The organism is Streptomyces sp. NPDC059582, from assembly GCF_042735715.1.
Lineage (GTDB): Bacteria > Actinomycetota > Actinomycetes > Streptomycetales > Streptomycetaceae > Streptomyces.
Genome location: NZ_JBHWCC010000005.1, coordinates 101212 through 120862, shown reverse-complemented (window position 1 = coordinate 120862; position 19651 = coordinate 101212). Strand labels below are relative to the sequence as shown.

Below are 19651 nucleotides of genomic sequence, written 5' to 3'. Positions count from 1 at the left end.
CCTCCGGACGGCCGCGCCGGTCAGCATCCGCCGACCGGCGCCGGCCTCCCGACGCCGATGACCCCTCAAGTCCACCACTCGCCCCGGTCGACACAGCAACTCCCGTCGGCGAGCCGCCAACTGAGGTCTTGGGCCCGGCTCGGTGTGCTGTCGTGGCCGACATCTGAGTACACGTACTCATGTGCCCATCCCCGCCACGCCGGAAGGTGAGGGGCGGAGGTGCGGAGATGAAGGGGACCGTGGCGGACCGGTGGCGCGACGTGCGCGCACCGTGGGTCCGGGCGGGCGGATTGCTGCTGGCGTTGGCCCTGGTGGGGCTGACCACGGCATGCTCGCGCGAGCCGTCGGATAAGGAGTTGCGGAAGCAGGCCACGTCTCCCGCGGCGGAGTCCCGCAGGTCGGTGGAGGAGCGAAAGATGCGCGCCCTGATCGAGCGCCTCACCGCCGTCGAGGGTCTGGAGCACGTGCTCACGCGTTTCGAGGACTCCTGCGTCAGGCCCTACAACGGCTCGATCTTCGAGAACCATGAGTCTCCGCACAGCCTCGAATGCGACATGCAGGCCGTCGCCTACTTCGGCGTACGGGGAGATCTCACCGACGTGCTGCGCCGAATCCGCGCGGCCGACATCGCAGCCTGGGGTCCGCACGATGACGAGGGGCGCGACATGCCTCACGCAGCAGGCACCGTGACCTACGCGATCGGCTACCAGCGTGATCACGGCCGGTACCCGGACGGCAGGCTGATGCCCGCGCCGACGCTCGAAGCCCCGGGGCTCCGGATCGACTGGGACCGGCCGCACCTGCCGCTTCCGAATCTGGTGGAGGAGCCTGCCCTGTGCCCCCCGGCTGGGTCCGGGATCTACCAGCGCTGCTCGACCGCCCCCGAGAACCCGATCAGCGTGGCAACCACGCGGGTCCGCTACGGCACCGTCCTCACTCTCAGCCTCGGTGGCTGGGACTCCTCCGCAGACAACTACTTCACCGTCACCCGCCGGAAGTGAACCCGGGACCGGGACCTGACCCTTCGGTTGTGAACCAGGTGCACGCGACCCCCAGGGCCTTTCGTTCGGATCAGGTCGGTCGTGGCCGACGGAGCTGATGGGCCGGCCCGAGCAGGGAGTGGCGCGGGGTGGCCGCGAGGCGGAGGAGGGCGTCGGCGACACGTACAGGCCTGTCCGGGTTGATGATGCTGCGCCCTGTTCGGCGCTGGTGACGACCAACCGCAATGAGCGTCACTGCCACGACAAGACAGAGAGCTGCTGTCTGGAAGTACGTCGCAGGTGACTCGGAAACGCAAGAGGCCCCGGATCACTCCGGGGCCTCTCACCTGTGTGCACTCGGCAGGATTCGAACCTGCAACCTTCTGATCCGTAGGCGTGTTCGCCTCAGATGAACCGACCGCCAACCAGCCTCTCAGCGATGCCAATCCGCCAAGTTCGCCTCACCTCGCCCCGCCGTTGTAAGCCGGTGTGCGTGGGCGTTGATGTCAGCGGTTGATGTCAGGCTGGCGCACAGGAAGATTCGATGGACTGCCCTCAGCGCGCCGTCGTCTGCGCTGTTCGCGGTGACGCCGACGATCCTTCCACCAGGCCAACCGATCGGCCGAATCCTGGGGGAAGACCGTCTGCAGCGCGATAACCGCGAAGCCCAACGTCAAGCACAGGGCGGCAGCCCACCAAGGAGCGCCCGCGAGGCTGCTGCCCACGGCCGCCAAACCGGCGGTAAGTGGAGCCGCAACTATCTGGCGACTCGACGTGGCCCGGCGGCCCCTCGTAGGCTCGGGAACGGAACTGATTGCTCTCTCCTTCCAAACGGTCTGCGAAGAGTGATCGGGTTGCGCAATGCGGCCCCTCGTTGGCGCGGGGGGCCGCAGCCGTTTCTGCCTCCTGTCGTGCGGGGGATCGGGTTACGCATGACGGCGACCTGTTGGCGCAGGGCGACCCCACCTGCTCCTGAGAGCGACTCAGGAACTCCGGTGCGCTGCGGTCGCGTTCGCCGTCAGAACAAGAGACTATGGCGCGGCACCGACACCAAAGCGTGTCGCGAGACATCCCGCGACGTGGCAGAGTGGATCCGATTCCTGAGGGGGGCTTGTGCCAGCTCGGCGGCGGCAAATCGACCCAACCCGAAGCGCATTGGAGGCCTTCGCAAGCGACCTCCGCGCCCTGGGATCAGGTAAGACGCCCATCCCGCACATCGCTCAGCAGTCTCCTGGCGTATCCCGAGCTGCCCTTTACGCGGCTCTGTCAGGGCGTCGCGTCCCCTCCGAGAGGACTTTGTCAACGCTCTTGCGCTGGTGGATTGGCGGTGAGGAAGCTCTTCTTGGCGAAGATGAGGCCGACAGCGGAGTCGACTGGATCGACGAAATCGTTCGGAAGTGGGCTTGGGCGTGGGTAGACAAACTGGCCCGTGACCACGAAGGCAGATCGAGCATCCAGGAGTGGATCCGCCGACGCGATGAACTCGCCATCGGCAAGGCGCCCGCGCAACATGCAGAGCCCGTTGCAATTCCGGTACCGGCCGAGCAAATGCGCTTCATCGAGGCGTTGCGGAAAATGTTGCAAGACAACGGACTTCTCAATGAGCCCCCGCCCGCGGACCTCTGGGAGTGGCGCAGGGCGCAGTCACGGCAGGCACAGCGCATCCAGCGGTATCTCAGCGGCGAGTACATTCCGGCAGACGAAAGTCTCGCCAGGCTCCTTGCTGGCATCGTCGATGGACACCAACTTGACAGCCTTGGGGAAATGGCAAGTGAAGCTCGTGCCGCACGCGTCCGGGATCGACGTGAGGCACGAAACGCTAAGGGCAAGGCCGTTCGAAGAGACTGACAAGGCACCCTTTGGAAAACCAGCTAGGCCGAAAATTACATGAGCCAGCTTGTACAGTCACGCGCGGCAGCCATTCGTACGCCTTAGCTGAGACGGAAACTGGAGAGGCACCCGGTTCGATGAATCGGGTGCCTCTCTTGTCTGCGGTAACGGAAGCTAGGACGGAGCGCTACCCAACCGAGCTGGGCTTCTGCCCAGCGAATGTCAAGGGCGCGAGGTTTCTAGAGCCGCAATTACGGCCGCAGCATCTCCGTCGTACACGAGGTGCGGTTCGCCCGCTTGAGGGGGGATGAACCGCGTGCGGTACCGCTGCAGGTCGCTCTCGGAGAAGTAGATCGAGTTGGGATCGTCCGCGTGGAACTCGTTGCGCTTGCTGATCCGCGCCCAGAGTTCGTCGTGGCCTGCCGCGAGGTAGACGAGCACTGGGGTGGCGCCAGCGTCGATGGCGATGCCTCGCCATCTGGCCCGGTCCTCCGGGGTCCAAAAACCGTGGTCGACGACGACATCGTGCCCCGCCTTGAGCTGCTCGCCGAGGTCGACCGCCACGTCTTCGAGGACCGGTCGCTCAAGAGTGGGGAAGCTGCCTCGGGGGAAGTCCACTCCATAGACACCGTGCCTGCGGTACATCTCTTCGTCGGGGCAGAGTCGTATGAACCCACGATCGGTGAGGGCGCGGGAAAGAGTGGTCTTGCCGGAGCCGGGAAGCCCGGCCATCAGGACACAGAACGGCGGACGTGGTGGCATCGGTCTCGTCATGGTTCGGGAGATGGTGGCCATCTCCGCTTCGGCTTCGGGCGTGATTCTGCCAGCCCTGCGGGCCGCGAGCAGTGAACCTAGGCGGTCTTCGAGCACACTCACGAGCGTGTCATCCAGGACCGTCACGGTGAGACCTCCGATTCTGTACGCCATGTACGGCCAGGGCCTCCCAGGTCCACGCCGTATTCCACGATGGTGCCCTCGCTGTCGACGAACTTCGCGGTCATGACAACAACAGGTTCTGTCGGCGGGTTCTCGGGGTCCAGTTCCAGGAGCCGTACGTACTCCGGTGTCAACCGACGGGCTGAGGCAGTGTCGATGCGGTGACTGATCGGGTGGCCGGTCACCTGGGCGATGAGCTGGAGCGAAGTGCCACCCGTCAGACGCTCGCTAGCCGCTAGCTGTGGGATCAGCTTCCCGTAGCGAGCCGGGATCCAAGACGTGCTGTGCGCCACGATGCCGTGCCGGTCCCTGTACACCCGGCTACGGCGGACCACGTCGGCACCGGGCTCAAGGTCCAGCGCTTGGGCGACTTCAGCGGGCGCGGCCACTACGGCCGCTTGGTGTGAGTCGGACCTTTCGCCTGCTCCCCAGCTAGACCCGGTACGGCGTCCCCGGTCCTGACGCTGGGACCCTGAAGACATCGGCGCCGGCTGGTCCAGGACCTCGGTCCCGATGCCGTGGATGCCCCGGACAAGCCCCTCATTGCGCAGCTTGCGCAGGGCCTTCTCAGCCGTCGCGGTGCTCACCTTCCACTCTTCCGCGAGGTTCTTGATGCTCGGCAAGAGTGATCCGGGCTGGAGCTGACCAGAGGCGATCAGCGCCGTGTAGTGGGCGGCGATCTTCGCGTACGGGGCCCGATTGTCGGCCTGGCCTGCCATGTCGCTCGCTCCTCATCCGTCACTTCCCTGGGGTTCCCTAGCTTACCGCTTGACACCACAGGGAACCCTAGGGAACCTTAGGGATGTGCCTGGAGGAAAGCCCGCAGGGGTGAGTACGAAGTGAGCGCGCATTGATTGAGAACTCAACAGTGGACCGAGGGAAGCCCGTTCCCCCTTCGCAAGCAAGAGAGCGGGCGCGCCCGGGTGCAGTCCCGTGCGCGGAACAGCGCGTTTCGACCTCTTCGCAGCGCAGCGGCGCTGCGGCCGGTTGCCTCTCCCGCCCGTCCAGCCCCGCTTGCTGCGGTGGTCGTACGGGCGGGGGCGTGGGGAGCCGAGATGAGAGGAGCAGGTCTTGCGCAGGATCACCAACCCGAAGCACCCGAATGCCGACCAGGTCGGCACGGAGGTGCAGTACCGGGGCGAGACGCACCGGATCACGGACGTCGGCGGCAGTCAGTTCACGCTCGTGCGACTCCGTGACGGCTACCCGGACAACGTCGACATCGCCGACGTCAACGCCCGCGACAAGCGCGGTTGATCTACGCACTTCCCCCAACGGCGCGCGGTCCCCGGGTTGCCCCCCGGGGACCGCTTTGGGCCGTACCACCTAACAGGGAGAACACGACCCAATGAACCACATCGTCACTGTTCAGGAAGCTGTTACCGCGTTCGCCGACTGGAACGAGCCGACGGACGCGCAGCTGGACGCGATCGAGCTGGAGATGCCGCTGATCCTGGCGGACGTCGACCTGATCGACGCGCAGATCATCGCCATGGACCACATGCCGAACGAGGTCGACACCCGCCGCACCCGCCGCGCCCTCGCCCGGATGCTGGCCGAGTGGCGCACCCTCGCCAACCGCACCACCGACGCCACGGTCGGGGGTGTGGCGTGAAGGCCAAGACCGTGCTGCCGGCCGTCGCGATGACGGCCGTGTCCATGGTGCTCACCCTCGCCGTGGTCGTCATGTGGCTGGGTACGGCGATGCCGTGGCCGGTTGCCCTGGTCGTCGGTCTGGGTATCGACGGCGGGTGGCTGGCCACCCTCGCCTACGAACGGCGCCTCGCCGCGCAGGGCGACCACAGCCGTGCCGTCACCGGCGTCGGCTGGTCCTTCGGCCTCATCGCCGCCGGCGTTCTGATCGCCCACGCGCTCAGCGCCGACGACAACCCGGGCGCGTGGCTGGCCGTGGCCTGGCTGCCCATCGCGGCCAAAGCGCTGTGGCTGGTCCACGGACTGTGGGAGCGGACCGCGCTCACCCCGAACGCCCTCGGGGCGATCCGCGGTATTCAGCAGGAGGCACGCGACGAGGCGGCCGTGGCCCGTGCCCGGTTGCGGGCAGAGGCCACGACGGAGGAGACGCGGCTGACGGCCGTGACGGAGGCCGGGGCCCGCGTCGCCCGCGTTCAGGCCAGGACCGCACACAGCCTGTCGCGGGCGTGGTCGACGCTGGAAACGGCACGTGAGGGCGAGGACACCGGACGGGCGCTGACCAGCGTGACGGCCCGGGTCACGCCCGGCGTCACACCCGCGTGGAACCTTCCGGTGTGGGGACCTACCGAACCCCTCGCCCTGGATGCGGGGCCCGCGCTCACCGACGCGGCGCTTGACGCGCTGGTCGACCAGATCCGCCACAGCGAGACCCCGGCCCTGTCCTACCGCGAGATGGCCACCCGCTTCCGTGCATCCGGCTACGCCGCTTCCGAGGTCCGGCTACGGGCCGCGTGGAAGCGCGTGGTCGTCATCCCGCCGGCGCCCGGCACGGGCGCGACTACCCACACCCCGTGAGGAGCACGTGACCATGGGCAAGCCCGACACCCGCCGCCTGGATCGTGCGATCCGGGAGACCACGCGCAAGCTCGAAGCCGTCCGCCAGGGCGAGATGTGGCCCCTGACCGGACCGGAACGCCGCGCCGCACTGCGCGCGCTGGCCGGCGGCTCCTACCGGGTCATGCGCGGCAAGAGCACCACCCGTGCAGACAACCGGCTGGAGTCCGTGTCCACGTCCGCGGAGACGCGGCTCGTGGCCGAGCTGACCGCGTTGCAGATCGAGCGGCAGCGGATCGTCACCGAGACCGCCCGCGCCAAGGCTGCCAAGAAGTCGACCGGCTGGTGGTGACACCCGCCCGCACCACACCGCCTCGCACGGAACCCCTTCCACTTCACCCCGTCATGGGGCAGTCAGGAGTGCTCACCACCATGAGCGAGAACGTCGTTCCCCTGCACAAGCCCACCGACCCGCCCCACGTGACCACGCTGACCGTGGTCCCCGCCCCGCCGGCCGCGCGGCCCGTGCCGCTGTGGGTGCGCTCCGGCCGCGCCGTGCGAACCGCGGTCACGCACGAGACCACCCGCACCGCCGCGCGGGCGGTGGTCCGGCATGGTCTCTACACCTTCAACGGGGGCCGGATCGTGGCCCGCCGCACCTGGGACGGCCGTACCGGCGCCCGCTACGAGCGCATGCTGCGCGCCGCGGAAGCCGCCGGGAACTACGAGGTGGCGGAAGAGTGGGAGGACCGTCTCCAGCGCTTCCGCGAGGCCCGACACCGCCGCCGCATGGACCTGCTGCACTCGCCCGTCGACGCGGCCAAGGGCATAGCGGTCGGCGCCGGCATGAGCGTCGGCGTGCTGGTCGCGCTCGGGGTCGTGATGGCCATCAACAACGGCGACGTCGCCGACGTCATCACCCCGCTCGCGGCCACGATCGCGTTCATCGGCCTGCTCATCCGGATCGTGCAAGTGGTGTGGGGCCCGGCGGTCACGATCGGCCCGTTCCTCGCCCTGCTCGCCCTGTGGGCCGTCGGCAGCAAACAGCAAGCCGCACCCGCATGGTCGATGCCCGACCACGTCCGCTCCAGCGAGGGCGAGCCCATCACGCCCTCGATCGTGGTCAAGGCCCTGCGCGACCTGGGCGTACCGGCCCTGCGCAACGCCATCAAGGAGATGGGCGACGCCGGCGCGAGCATGCTCGGGCCGATCCGAATCGCCGGATGTGGCGTGGAAGTCGACGTCACGCTCCCGTCCGGGGTCACCACGACCGAGGTGCAGCAGCGTCGACGCAAGCTCGCCGAGAACCTGACCCGGCACGAGCACGAGGTGTTCATCATGACCGCCGAAGCGGCCCGCACCGTCCGGGTCTGGATCGCCGACTCCGGAGCGCTGGACCAGCCGATCGGCCCCTCGCCGCTGGTCACCGACGACACGATGACCGCCGACTACACCAAGGGCCGCGCCCCCTGGGGGCAGGACCTCCGCGGCGACGCGGCAAGCCTGAGCGTGTTCCAGCGACACCTACTGATCACGGGCCTGTCCAACCAGGGCAAGACCGCCGCCCTGCGCGCCCTCGCCCTCTGGCTCGCCCTCGACCGGTCGGTCGAGTTCTGGATGGGAGACCTGAAGGGCGCGGGCGACTGGCGGATGTTCGACGGCCTGGCCACCCGGCTCATCCAGGGACCGACCGACGACCACGTCATCCAGGTCACCGAGATGGTCGAGGACGCGGTGGAGGAGATGAACCGTCGTCTTCAGGCGCCGCCCGGAACGGCATTCCCGCCGCTCATCATCGTCGTCGACGAGGCGCAGGTCGCGTTCATGTGCCCGGTCAAGGACGAACAGAAGCGCCCCTACGGCGGGTCCAGCTCCAACTCCCGGTACTTCATGGCCGCGCGGAAGATCCACAACCAGGGCCGGGCGGTGAACGTGCTGCTGTGGCAGGGCACCCAGGACCCCACCGACCAGAACCTTCCCAAGCTCGTGCGCGAGGGTGCTCACACCCGTGCCTCCCTCGCCCTGGGCACCGAAGCGCAGGCCGTCATGGCCCTTGGGGAGAAGGCCGTGAACGGCGGCGCCGCCCCACACCTGCTGCGCCCCGGTCTGGACAAGGGAACCCTGGTCGTCGCCTCCGACGGCATCGACATCCCCAAGGGGCAGTCGGCCATCACGGTCCGCACGCACTTCATCAGCACCGACGACGCGGAAGTCATCGCCGACCGCGCCAAGGCGCTGCGCGACGGCGTCACCACCCTGCATGTGGTCGAGCGGGGTGAGGAGCGTGACCCGCTCGCCGACGTCGCCGGCGTCATCGGGGACGCCCCGCGGCTGATCACCCAGGACGTGTTGAAGCGGCTCGCGGCGCTGAGCGAGGACGCCTACGGCAAGTGGTCGTTCATCGACCTCAAGCGCGTTCTCGACGGCACCGGAGCCGAACCGTACAAGTCCGACGGGCGCATGGTCGTCGCCCGCGAACGCGTCGCCCGCGCCCTCGCCAACCGCGACACGGATGGTTCCGCTTCCGCCGCCGAATGACAGGGAGCCACACCCCGATGGGTCAGGGAGGCAGGGAGAACTCCCTAGCCCCCTCCCTGACCCGCCTCCCTGCACCTGACCTGCGCGAATGATCGCCAGGGAGGCAGGGAGGCATCCCAGGTCAGAGCCCTGAAACCCCCTTCACAGCGCCCCCGGCAGGGTGTGTCCCTGCCTCCCTCACCGAGCACCGGAAGGGATTCCGCATGTACCCCGAACACGGCCACCACGCGCCCGCACAACGGGCCGTGGAAGTCCACATACCCACCCCGATCACTCCCGCCGCCATAGCGCCGGCGCCGCTCATCCCCGTCCAGCCGGGCGTGGTCCCGTCGGTGGCGAGCGTGGTCCTGCCCGACGGACGCGTCGTCACCGGCTACGCCATCAACCCCATGCAACCGGAGCCGATCACGACCAAGCCGGCCGTCTCGCGCGCCGCGGTGAACGTCGCCCTCGGGGGCGTCGGATTCCTCGCCGTATGCGGCGGACTGCTGCTGCTGACGACGTTCATCGCCGCGCTGACCGCGCTCATCACCCAGCTCATCACACTCGCCGCCGTCATCTTCGGCGGATGGATCGCCGTGCAGGTGTTCAGCGCGAGCGGCCACAGGGGCGGGACCACGGTCAACATCCGCCGCGCCGTGATCAAGCGCAACCGCTTCTACCAGTAGCTACGCCAAGGGCGGCCCCCGCGTCTCGCCAAAGAACGGGGCCGCCCTGACCAACCAGCATCCATCCCAGGAACTGGAGACATCCAGCATGACCCAACCCACCGACATCCGGCGAGCCCTCGCCGCCCTCACGCCAGCGCTGGAGGTGGCCGCGTGAGCACCGTCTCACCCCTGCTGGACACCGCGCTCACGCTGGCGGTGCGCTCCGTCCCGGTGCTGCCGCTGCGGGCGGGGAAGGTCCCGTTCGGCAACTGCGCCGCCTGCACCGGCAACGCGTGCGGCGGACGGCCGAACATGAAGCACGCGGGCCCCTGCCGCTGCGCCAAGGTCTGCCACGCGTGGGCCGCGGCCACCACCGATCCGCAGGTGCTCACCTCTCCCGCGTGGGCCGCGGCATGGCGGCAAGCCGTATCCGTCGCCTACCACCCCGGCGGCGCCGGACTGACCGTCGTGGATCTCGACAACCCCGCCGCCGTCGACTGGGCCCGCGAGACCCTGCCCGCCACCCGCACCGTGCCCACCACACGCGGCGAACACTGGATCTACCAGGGCACCACCCGCTCCGTGAATGGCGTCCGCGAAGGCGTCGACATCAAGTCGACCATGGCCTACGCCCGGTGGCGCGGGTCCGGCACCGGCAGCACGGCCCGCCTGCCGGACGTCGTACGGGCACTGACCGTCAAGGAACCTGCCACAGTCCGACCGGCGGCCGTCATGGTGCCCGCACGGGCCGGGGGCGGGGAGTGCCCTCACCGCACGCCGACCTATCTGGACCGCGGCATCGCCATGGCAGAGCAGCGCATCACCGCGGCCTCCAGCGCGGTGCACGCCACCGTGTACCGCACCTTCCTCGCCGTGCTGTCCACGCACGGCCGGTGCGCCTGCCTCACCGACGCCCACACCGCGCGACTGTTCGCCGCCGCGCAGGCCAAGGGCGAATCGCCGCGGCACTGCACCGACGCGTGGACCAACGCCCTGACCACGTTGGGACTGTGACCATGTCCGACGACGAGAAGAACCCCGCCCGCGAAGTCATCGCCGACTACGCACACGCGCACTTCCGCTACTTCCGCACCGCCGACGGAACCGTCTACGCGCAGAAGAACGGCCACCCCGTCGCCCGGCCGATCCGCTCCCAGGGCACCACCGGCAGCCACCGCCAGGAACTCATGGTCGGCCTCTTCCGTGACGGGATCGGCGTCTTCAACGGAACCGCCCTCAAGGAGGCGTTGGACCTCATCGAAGCACTCGCGCTCACCGAGGACGTACAGCCCGTACACATCCGCGTCGCCCCCGGCTTCGACGGGGCGACGTGGCTGGACCTGGGACGCAACGACGGACAGTCCGTGCGGATCCACCCCACCGGCTGGGACATCCGCACCCCGGACCCGCGTGAGGTGTGCTGGCGGCGCACCCAGCTCACCGGGGAACTGCCCCTGCCGGCCAAGGACACCGACGGCAAGGGCATCGACCTGCTGCTGAGGCTGTGCAACTTCGCCACCGCGGAGACCGAGTGCCTGGCCATCGCGTGGCTGATCGGCTGTCTCGGGCCGTCCGTGCCCGTGCCCGCGCCGTTTCTCACCGGGCCGCAGGGCGCGGGGAAGTCCACCGGCGGGCGGATGCTCGTACGGATCATCGAGGGCATGAGCGGTGACCTGCGCCGGGCTCCGAAGGACGAGGAAAACCTGATCGCGGCCGTGGCGGCCGGATGGGTCACCGCGCTGGACAACCTCTCCCACATGACGCCGGAACTCTCGGACGCCATGTGCTGCATCGTGACCGGAGCCGAGAGCGTCAAGCGCGCCCTGTTCACCGACGGGGACGTGTTCCGCGTCGGCTACCGCCGCCCCCTGCTCCTGACCGGCATCGACGTCGGCGTCATCCGGCCCGACCTCGCCGAACGGCTCCTGCCGCTGCGCCTTGAGCGGCCCCGTGTGCGGCGCACGGAGGCGGAACTGTGGGCGGAGTACGCGGAGGTTCTGCCGGTCGTTCTCGGCTCGCTCCTGGACCTCACGGTCAAGGTCCGCGCCGTCGGGGCGGAAACGCCCACCGATCTGCGGATGGCCGACTTCGCCCATCTGTGCGCGCAGTTCGACGCGGCCACCGGTCTCGGAGCTCTCACTGCCTACCGGGCCAGTCTGGACGATTTGAACGACGACGTGATCGAGGGCGACCTTTTGGCGCAGACCGTTCTCCGGCATGCCGACACCATCGAACCGGGCGCGGAGCAGCGGATGACGTCCACCGAGTGGCTGCACTGCCTCAGTCGCATCTACAGCGGCGAAGACCTGCGTGCCCTGCCCAAGGGCTGGCCGACCACGGGCAAAGTCCTCTCCGACCGGCTCAAGCGGCTCCAGCCGACCCTTGCCGCCCGCGGCGTCCTCATCGATACCGGCCGCACCAGCGAGGGCCGGTACCTCGCCATGACCCGCCCGGCCACCGCTCACCCACACGCGCAGCCGCGGATGCTCTGACCCGCGCCCGCGCTCGCCCGGACAAGCAAGAGGAGCACCAGCGGCGAGGCGTGCTCCTCTTGCTGTTCGGCGCAGCGCGCCGCCCCAAGGTCGCGCCGCGCAGCAGCTCCTTCTTCACGCTCGAAGCAGCACCGCACTACAACAGACACCCCCTCTTTTGTCCTAAGAGGGAAGACGCTGCGTCATCTGCGTCATGCATGCCAAAAAACGGCACCTGACCTGCGGCAACAGCCATGACGCAGACGGCGGGCTCTGCGTCATCCTGCGTCATCTGCGTCATGCGATGACGCAGCCCATGACGCTGCCATGACGCACGCCTCCGACACTGCGTCACGCAAAACCGCAGGTCAGAAGCCTAAATGACGCTGATGACGCAATGACGCAGAAATCCGCACCTCGGACACACGCTGGCTCCCGAAACAGGCCCCGCTCACGGAGGTTCGTCGTGCCCACCGTCGCCCCCACCCTGCCCGAAGCGCTCACGGTTCCCGAAGTCATGCACGCCCTGCGCCTCAGCCGCAGCAAGGTCTACGACCTCTTCCGCTCTAAGCAGCTCGAAAGCTTCACCGCTGGCCGTGCCCGCCGGGTCCCGGTCACTGCAGTGCGCCAGTACATGCAAGACCGAATCGAGGAGGCCGCCTGATGGCCAAGCGTCGCGCCAATGGCGAAGGAACGATCACCAAGCGGGCGGACGGCCGTTACCAGGCCGCCGCCTACGTCTACCGCCCCGACGGCACCCGTACCCGGAAGTTCGTCTACGGCAAGACCCGTGAGGAAGTCGCGGACAAGCTCACGGAGTTGCAGGAGAAGACCCGTCAGGGCATCCCGGCCGCAGAGTCCACGATGGCGTTCGGCGACTACCTGACGTACTGGCTCGCCACAATCGCGCCGGAACGGCTCAAGCCGTCCACGCTGAACAGTTACGAGGGGTTGACCCGCCTGTACATCAGGCCTGCCCTCGGAAAGAAGCGGCTCAACCGACTGTCGCCGGCGGACGTGCGCCGCTTCCTGGCGGAGTTCAAGACGTCCTGCCTGTGCTGCCTCCGGGGCGCGGACAGGGAGCGTCCGGAGGGCAAGCGCTCGTGTTGTGCCGTCGGCCGCTGCTGCGCGCGCCAGCCGTCGGCGCGGACCGTCCAGTACATCCATGCCGTGCTCCGGTCCGCTCTGCAACAGGCGATGCGAGAGGAACTGATCGCTCGCAATGTCGCGCGGATCGTGGAAACCCCCACCGTCACCCCCAAGGAGGTGCGTCCGCTGGACCCCGCAGAGGCTCGCCTGATGCTCAAGACCGCCCGATCCCACCGGCTGTACGCCCTGTGGCTGCTGCTGGTGTCGACGGGCCTGCGGAGAGGCGAGGCGCTCGCCCTCACTTGGTCGGACATTGACCTCACGAACGGTCAGCTCCGGGTCCGTCGGAACGTGCAGCGCATCCGGCGGGAACTGATCTTCGGTAGCCCCAAGACCACCCGGTCCATCCGTACGGTGTCTCTGCCTAAGCGCTGCATGCAGGCGCTCGCGCAGCACCGGGAGCAGCAGGAGCAGGAGCGCAAGGTCTCGGGGAAGAAGTGGCAGCCTGATCCGGGGCATCCTGACGGACTGATCTTCACCACCACGACCGGCCGCGTCACGGACCCTCGCGGCCTGAACCGGATGCTCACCACCCTGTGTCGGGACGCCGGCGTGCGACGGGTGCGCGTTCACGATCTCCGCCACACGTGCGCCTCGCTCCTGCTCGCTCAGGGCGTGGACGCTCGCACGATCATGGAGACCCTCGGGCACAGCACGATCACGATGACACTGGACACCTACGCGCACGTGATGAGCACGACGCTGCGTGCGGCTGCAGATCGGATGGACGACGCGTTGGGCCACGATCCCAACGAGGAGATCGTGTAGTCGGACGCCTTGATGGCGTCATCCGACCGGCCTACGTAGGCGTTGATGTCAGGCGCTGATGTCAAAGGCCCCATCGGGCGAACCGATGGGGCCTCTCACCTGTGTGCACTCGGCAGGATTCGAACCTGCAACCTTCTGATCCGTAGTCAGATGCTCTATCCGTTAAGCTACGAGTGCTTGTGTTCTGTTATTTTGCCTTCGCTCCCGGCCCTTCCGGCCCGCTCGCGGCGACAGGAAGAACATTACATGACTGCCGCCGACATGTGAAATCCGTTTGCCGTACCCGTTGTGACCTGCGAAAACGCCGTTTCGGGCGGTATCTGGGACAACGGAGAACAGCGAAGCCCCGGTCGGGTGGACCGGGGCTTCGCTGATCGCGCGGAGGCGGAGGGATTTGAACCCTCGATGGGATTGAAGTCCCAAACCGCATTAGCAGTGCGGCGCCATAGACCGGACTAGGCGACGCCTCCAGCACAACCGCTCACGCGAGCGCGAGTGGTGCGTGCAGATGATGACACAGTCGAGCGCGCTGTCACCAATCGGCCTCCACGGTACTAGGCAGTCGGGCCGTAGGGCAAAGCCTTACGTGGCGGTGCGGCGGGCGCGCGCAACGTACCGGCGCGCGTCGCGTTAGTCAGGTCATGTCGCAGGTCATGTCGCAGGTCATCTCCGGCCGCCTCCGCCGGCTCGCCGTCACCGCCGCCGCGTCCTTCGCCGCGGTCACCTCGCTGTCCGCCGCGTCCACGGCCGCGTACGCCGGGGTCGCCACCGAAGCGGGCGGGGCCGGCCGCCCCGTCATGCCACCGCCCGTCCGGGACGAGGACCGGGCACCAGGCCCCGGCCACCTCACGGAGTCCGACCACCTCACGGAGTCCGGCCACCTCACGGAGTCCGACCACCTCACCGTCACCGTGCACCAGGCAGGCGGCGACGCGGACGGAACGTACGAGCTGTACTGCCACCCCGGCGGTGGCAGCCACCCGGACGTGGAAGGCGCCTGCCAGGTGGTGGAGCGCAACACCCGGTGGGGCGAGGAGATCTTCGCGCCGGTGCCGGAGAACAGCATCTGCACCCTGCAGTACGGCGGCCCGGCCACCGCGCATGTCACCGGGACGTGGGCCGGATGGCCCGTCGACGCGGTGTTCGACCGCGGCGACGGGTGCCAGATCGCACGCTGGGACCGGTTCGTGCCGCTCCTGCCCGACCTGGGGCCGTAGCGGCCGGCCGGCCGACCCGAGCGCGTCGCGCCTGCGCCTCGGAGGCGGGCCCGAGGTGCGTGGGCGGCCGAGTCCGAGGTGTGTGGGCGGCCGAGGTCAAGCACAGGAGTCTCCTGGTGAAGACAACGGTCCCGTAAACGTCCCGCGAAGGTACCGCGAAGCCGGAGGAGCCGGTCACACGTTCTGTCGCAATTCGTCGTGCGAGCTCCCTCTCATCCGGCGCCGCGAGCGCGACCTGAGCCCTTAGACTCCCTCGCGTGACACGTTGCGGGCAGGTTGGCAAGATGGCCCGAGCGGTCGGCAAGGTGCGGTAACAGGGAGGAAGCGTCTCGTGAGCAGCAGGCCATCCCGAGGCGCTGCTCGCCTCGCAGCCATACTGGACGCGCTGCCCGATGCGTTGGTGCTGGTCAACGCCAACGGGACGGTCGTCAACGCCAACACCATCGCCCTGGAGGCCTTCGAGGCGCCGGGCACCGCCCTCGTCGGGCGCGGGCTGCTCGATCTGCTGCCGCAGTTCGACTCCAAGCTGATCCCGGGCTCCATGCGGCGCCCCGACCACATGGACCCGGTCGGACGGACCAAGCCCACCCGCATGATCGCCCGGCGGACGGACGGGGTCGAGTTCCCGGTCGAGGTCACCAGCGCCAACCTCGAGAACGGACAGCAGGCCTACGACGGTTACGGCTACACCGGCGACGAGCTGCTGATGCTCGTCGTACGCGATCTGTCCGGCACCGTCGACACCGAGGCCGAGCTGGCGCGTTCGCAGCGGCAGACCGAGATGATCCTGCGGGCCGCGTCCGAGGGTGTCGTCGGGACCGACACCGACGGGCGGATCGTGCTCGTCAACCCGGCCGCCGCCCAGATCCTGGGCTACCGGGCCAGCGACCTCGGCGGCAAGGAACTGCACGACCTGGTGCTGCACTCCCGGGTCGACGGCTCCTCGTTCCCGTACGAGGAGTCGGCGCTCGCCGACACCCTGCGCTCCGGGCGCAAGCACCGGGTGCGCGGGCAGGTGCTGTGGTCCAAGAGCGGCGACAAGGTGTCGGTCGACCTGACCACCGCGCCGGTGCGCGACGGCGACCAGCTCGTCGGCGCCGTGATGACCTTCAACGACCGGCGGCAGTTCGACAGCCTCGCCGAGGAGAAGCAGACCGCCGACAAGCGGCACGCGGACGAGCTGGAGCGGCTCTCCGAGGACCACGCCTCCGATCTCACCGCCCTGCGCCAGCAGCACGTCGCCGAGCTGGAGGAGCTGCGCGAGCAGCACGAGGAGGAGCTCGCGGCCGGCGAGGAGCGCTACGCCGCGCTCGGCGAGCGGGAGAAGGACCGGTACGAGGCCCTCGCCGCACGGCACGATCAGCTGCTCACCCTGCTGGGACAGTCGCTGCGCGGGCCCCTGGACGAGCTGCGCCGCGAGCTGGCCGCACTCGCCGCGGACGACGCCGGGCAGCTGTGGCCCGAGGCCAACCAGGTGCTCCACCACCTGTCGGCGGGCTACTCGCGGATCACCACCCTGATCGACAACGTCCTCGGCTTCCAGCTGCTCGACGCCGGGACCGAGACCGTCACCCGCACGAACGTCATGCTCGACGCCGTCGTCGCCGCCGGTGTCGACGGGGCCGTCGAACTGATCGGGCCCGGCCGTGTGCAGTTCGCCGTGCACGCGCCGCCCATCGAGGCCGAGGTCGACGCGCGGCTCCTCGCGACCGCGCTCGCGCATCTGGTCGCGGACGTCGCCGGTGTCGATGCCACCGGCAACGCGCCCGTGTCGGCGGGCGGTTACATGGACAACACCGTCGTCGTGGCGGCGGCGCAGCGCGGCGAGGTCGTACGCATCGAGGTGCGCGGGCCGTACGCCGGGGGCGACCCGGTGCACGAGCCGATCGTGCGTGGGATCGTGCGCGCCCACGGCGGTGTGCTCCAGACGCACGAAGTGCCGGGGATGAGCGGCAGCGCGTACGTCCTCGAGGTTCCGCTCGGCGGCGGGGCCGGCGCGATGGCCGCCGTGCCCTCTCAGGCGCTGGAGCTCGGGCAGGGTCCGGGACCGGGTCTCGCCCTGGAGTCCGCCGCCTCGGCGGACGAGGCCGGGGACGGGCAGGGATCGGGCGGCGGGCGGGGGCGGCGGGCCCGCCGGTCCTCCGTGGACGCCTTCCTGGAGAGTGAGGATCCGGGCGAGTCCGGTGGCGGTGATGCGGAGGGCGCGTCGCCGACCGGACGGCGGCGGAGGCGTGCGGCCGCCGAGGAAGCGGCGGTCGCGGCCGCCGACGCCGGGGAGGTCTCCGGCGGTACCGGGCGGCGACGCGGCCGGCCGGCCGAGATCGCGGCCGCGGCCGCGGGCGCGGGCCCGGGGGCCGCCGAAGGCGCCGTCGTCATGGCCGGGGAGAACTCCTCGGGGACCGCGGCTGCGGGAACGGGTCTGGGCGGGACGGTTCCGCCGCAGGGTGTGCCCGCGCCGACCGGTCGGCGCGCGCGACGCGGCGCCGACGAACAGCACGCGTTGCCGCCCGCGCTGCCCGTGGCGTCGGCCCCGGCGCAGCCCGCCGACGCGGGCGACATGGCCTCCGACGACTCGGAGCCGACCGGGCGCCGTCGGCGTGCTCTGGCCGCCGCGACGGAACGCGCCGCCGCGCAGGAGGCCGCACCGCGTACGGTCTTCGCCCTCCCGCCGGCCGAGGCGGACCGCTCGCCCGACGGCACGGGAGCAGCGGGACAGGCGGCCCCCGTCCCGGCTCAGGCGCCCGTGCCCGCGTCCCCTTCCGTACCCGCGCCCGGTCCGGCCGGTGACGCCCTGATCGACCACGGCCGGCACGACGCCGTGCCCCACGGCCAGTCCGACGACCACACCCCGCCGCAGCCGCACCCCACGAACGCGCCGACCGGCCGCCGTCGACGGGCCGTCGGCCAGTCGGCGGAGGCCGCCGAGACACCCGGGACCGCGATTCCGGCGCAGGTGCCCCAAGGGCAGCAGCCCGTAGCCGCCCGGCCCGCCGCCGCCCAGCCGCTTCCCGCGGAGGCGCTCCCCGGTCAGAGAACCCCTGGCGTCGGCACTCCCGTCCCGCAGCCGTGGCCCAGCGGCGACGCCGCCACTCCCGACGCCGGGACCGTCGCGTCCGTGCCGCCGAACGGCGGCCTCGCGCCCCAGCTCCAGCCCCCGGCGCCCGACCCGGCCGCCCAGCGGCCCGCGCCTGCCGCCACCCCGGCGACCGGCACCCCGCTGCCGCCGGAGAGCGCGCCCGCGCAGCCGCGGGCGGCACAGCCGCTGCCCGCCGAGGCCGCGCAGACGCCGGCGCCTGCGCCGGTCGACCCGAACTCGACGCAGGGACGGGCGATCAGCGTGCGGACGCTGGGGCAGGGCGTGCCGTTCACGCGACAGGCGGCGCAGGTGCAGCAGCCGTCGGCGGGCGCCACTCCGCCCCCGCACGGGGCGGCGGCTTCCGGCCGACGGCGCAAGCTGGGCACACCGCCCGACCCGGCCGCACGCCCGGAACAGACGGCCCGGCCGCACCCGTCGGCCGAGCAGGCGCAGGCGTCCCGGACGGCCGCACCCCAGAACGCCGCGCCCCAGGCGCCCGCGGCGCAGCCCGCCGTCGCGCAGCCGTCGCTCGCCGGACAGTCCCGGCTGGTGCCGACCACCGAGGGCGCCGGACGGTCGTACGCCATAGGAGCACCGGACGAGAACGCCGCCGAAGGTCCCGAGCCGCTGGACGGTCCGGGCGGAGCGGTGGAGGTCGCGGACATGCCACGGCCGCAGCCGATGGACGACGAGTTGCCGCCGGAGCCGCTGGACAACCCGCGCCGGCTGCTGGTCTGGCCGGCCCCGGACGTCGCCACCCAGCAGGCGCTGAGCGACCGCGGCTACCGGCCCGTGATCGTGCACTCGCGCGAGGAGGTGAACGCGCAGATCGCCGCGTTCCCCGCCGCGCTGTTCGTCGATCCGCTGACCGGACCGATCACGCGCACCGCACTCCAGTCGCTGCGCCAGGCCGCCGTGGCCGCCGAGGTGCCGGTGCTGGTCACGGCGGGGCTCGGGCAGGCGACGCGCGAGGCGGCGTACGGCGCCGATCCCGCCGTACTGCTGAAGGCGCTCGCGCCGCGTGACAGTGAGCAGCATCCGCCGCGCGTCCTGCTCATCGAGGAGCACGCGGAGATCGCGCTGGCGCTGACCTCGACGCTGGAGCGGCGCGGGATGCAGGTCGCGCGGGCGGCGAGCGACGGTGACGCGGTGGCGCTGGCGGGACAGTTCCGGCCGAACCTGGTCGTGATGGACCTGCTCCAGGTACACCGGCGGCAGGCCGGGATCGTGGACTGGCTGCGCGCGAACGGACAGCTCAACCGCACCCCGCTCGTCGTCTACACCGCCGCCGTCGGCCCGGCCGACCTGCCGCGCCTCGCCTCGGGCGAGACGGTGCTGTTCCTCGCGGAACGGTCCACCACCGCCGAGGTGCAGGGCCGGATCGTCGACCTGCTCTCGCGCATCGGCACCAACTAGGACTGTCAGGACTGTCCTGGACGACCGACCGCCGTACGGGCGTGAGCTGACGCTGACGTCGTACGGCGGCGAGGTGGGCGCGTGCCGGTGATACGTGCCGTGTCCCCGATCGGAGCCGGCCGAGGCCGGTCGG

The 19651-nt window shown here is 70.2% G+C and carries 16 protein-coding genes and 2 tRNA genes; 14 read left to right on the top strand and 4 right to left on the bottom strand.

Annotation, left to right across the window (positions count from 1 at the left end; translation table 11 throughout):
- Positions 1–227 precede the first annotated feature (227 nt).
- Both ACFV0T_RS07100 and ACFV0T_RS07095 read left to right on the top strand, forming a co-directional pair.
- Entirely contained in the window at positions 228–1001 is a 774-nt protein-coding gene (locus ACFV0T_RS07100; protein WP_385775332.1) for a hypothetical protein, read from the top strand.
- Positions 1002–2288: 1287 nt separating this feature from the next.
- Entirely contained in the window at positions 2289–2828 is a 540-nt protein-coding gene (locus ACFV0T_RS07095) for a hypothetical protein (RefSeq protein WP_385775330.1), read from the top strand.
- 204 nt (positions 2829–3032) lie between these two features.
- Here the strand turns inward: ACFV0T_RS07095 and ACFV0T_RS07090 are convergent, their stop codons facing one another.
- Positions 3033–3737, bottom strand: a complete 705-nt coding sequence (locus tag ACFV0T_RS07090) for an AAA family ATPase (RefSeq protein ID WP_385775328.1) — start codon at positions 3735–3737, stop codon at positions 3033–3035.
- The gene (locus tag ACFV0T_RS07085; RefSeq protein ID WP_385775325.1) at positions 3707–4465 is read right to left on the bottom strand and encodes a GntR family transcriptional regulator; all 759 of its coding nucleotides are present in this window, start codon (positions 4463–4465) and stop codon (positions 3707–3709) included. The genes ACFV0T_RS07090 and ACFV0T_RS07085 overlap by 31 nt, the downstream gene beginning before the upstream one ends.
- A 352-nt stretch (positions 4466–4817) precedes the next feature.
- Between ACFV0T_RS07085 and ACFV0T_RS07080 the strand changes: the two genes are divergently transcribed.
- From ACFV0T_RS07080 to ACFV0T_RS07035, 10 genes are all read left to right on the top strand, one after another.
- A complete protein-coding gene (locus tag ACFV0T_RS07080; RefSeq protein ID WP_385775323.1) occupies positions 4818–5003 on the top strand; it encodes a hypothetical protein in 186 nt (61 codons plus the stop codon).
- 91 nt (positions 5004–5094) lie between these two features.
- Complete coding sequence (locus ACFV0T_RS07075; RefSeq protein WP_385775321.1) at positions 5095–5361, top strand: DUF6284 family protein; 267 nt, start codon at positions 5095–5097, stop codon at positions 5359–5361.
- Complete coding sequence (locus ACFV0T_RS07070) at positions 5358–6254, top strand: protein spdB (RefSeq protein WP_385775319.1); 897 nt, start codon at positions 5358–5360, stop codon at positions 6252–6254. The genes ACFV0T_RS07075 and ACFV0T_RS07070 overlap by 4 nt, the downstream gene beginning before the upstream one ends.
- 13 nt (positions 6255–6267) lie before the next feature.
- Positions 6268–6585, top strand: coding sequence for a hypothetical protein (locus tag ACFV0T_RS07065; protein WP_385775317.1), 318 nt, complete (start codon positions 6268–6270; stop codon positions 6583–6585).
- 80 nt (positions 6586–6665) lie between these two features.
- On the top strand, positions 6666–8771 hold the full coding sequence (locus ACFV0T_RS07060) for an ATP-binding protein (protein WP_385775315.1): 2106 nt from the start codon (positions 6666–6668) through the stop codon (positions 8769–8771).
- Positions 8772–8974: 203 nt separating this feature from the next.
- Positions 8975–9439 (top strand): hypothetical protein, encoded by a 465-nt coding sequence (locus ACFV0T_RS07055; RefSeq protein ID WP_385775313.1) that lies wholly within the window; start codon positions 8975–8977, stop codon positions 9437–9439.
- Positions 9440–9592: 153 nt separating this feature from the next.
- A complete protein-coding gene (locus tag ACFV0T_RS07050; protein WP_385775311.1) occupies positions 9593–10435 on the top strand; it encodes a DNA primase in 843 nt (280 codons plus the stop codon).
- 2 nt (positions 10436–10437) lie between these two features.
- A complete protein-coding gene (locus ACFV0T_RS07045; RefSeq protein WP_385775536.1) occupies positions 10438–11913 on the top strand; it encodes an ATP-binding protein in 1476 nt (491 codons plus the stop codon).
- Positions 11914–12358: 445 nt separating this feature from the next.
- Positions 12359–12556, top strand: a complete 198-nt coding sequence (locus tag ACFV0T_RS07040; RefSeq protein WP_385775309.1) for a helix-turn-helix domain-containing protein — start codon at positions 12359–12361, stop codon at positions 12554–12556.
- Positions 12556–13809 (top strand): tyrosine-type recombinase/integrase, encoded by a 1254-nt coding sequence (locus tag ACFV0T_RS07035; protein ID WP_385775307.1) that lies wholly within the window; start codon positions 12556–12558, stop codon positions 13807–13809. The genes ACFV0T_RS07040 and ACFV0T_RS07035 overlap by 1 nt, the downstream gene beginning before the upstream one ends.
- A gap of 104 nt (positions 13810–13913) precedes the next feature.
- On the opposite strand, the gene ACFV0T_RS07030 is transcribed toward ACFV0T_RS07035, so the two are convergent.
- A tRNA-Arg gene (locus ACFV0T_RS07030) sits at positions 13914–13986 on the bottom strand.
- 202 nt (positions 13987–14188) lie between these two features.
- Positions 14189–14279 (bottom strand) — tRNA-Ser (locus tag ACFV0T_RS07025).
- A 171-nt stretch (positions 14280–14450) separates the two neighbouring features.
- Here ACFV0T_RS07025 and ACFV0T_RS07020 point away from each other — a divergent pair.
- Both ACFV0T_RS07020 and ACFV0T_RS07015 read left to right on the top strand, forming a co-directional pair.
- Positions 14451–15026, top strand: coding sequence for an SSI family serine proteinase inhibitor (locus tag ACFV0T_RS07020; protein WP_385775305.1), 576 nt, complete (start codon positions 14451–14453; stop codon positions 15024–15026).
- 331 nt (positions 15027–15357) lie between these two features.
- Entirely contained in the window at positions 15358–19518 is a 4161-nt protein-coding gene (locus ACFV0T_RS07015; protein ID WP_385775303.1) for a PAS domain-containing protein, read from the top strand.
- Positions 19519–19651: the final 133 nt, after the last annotated feature.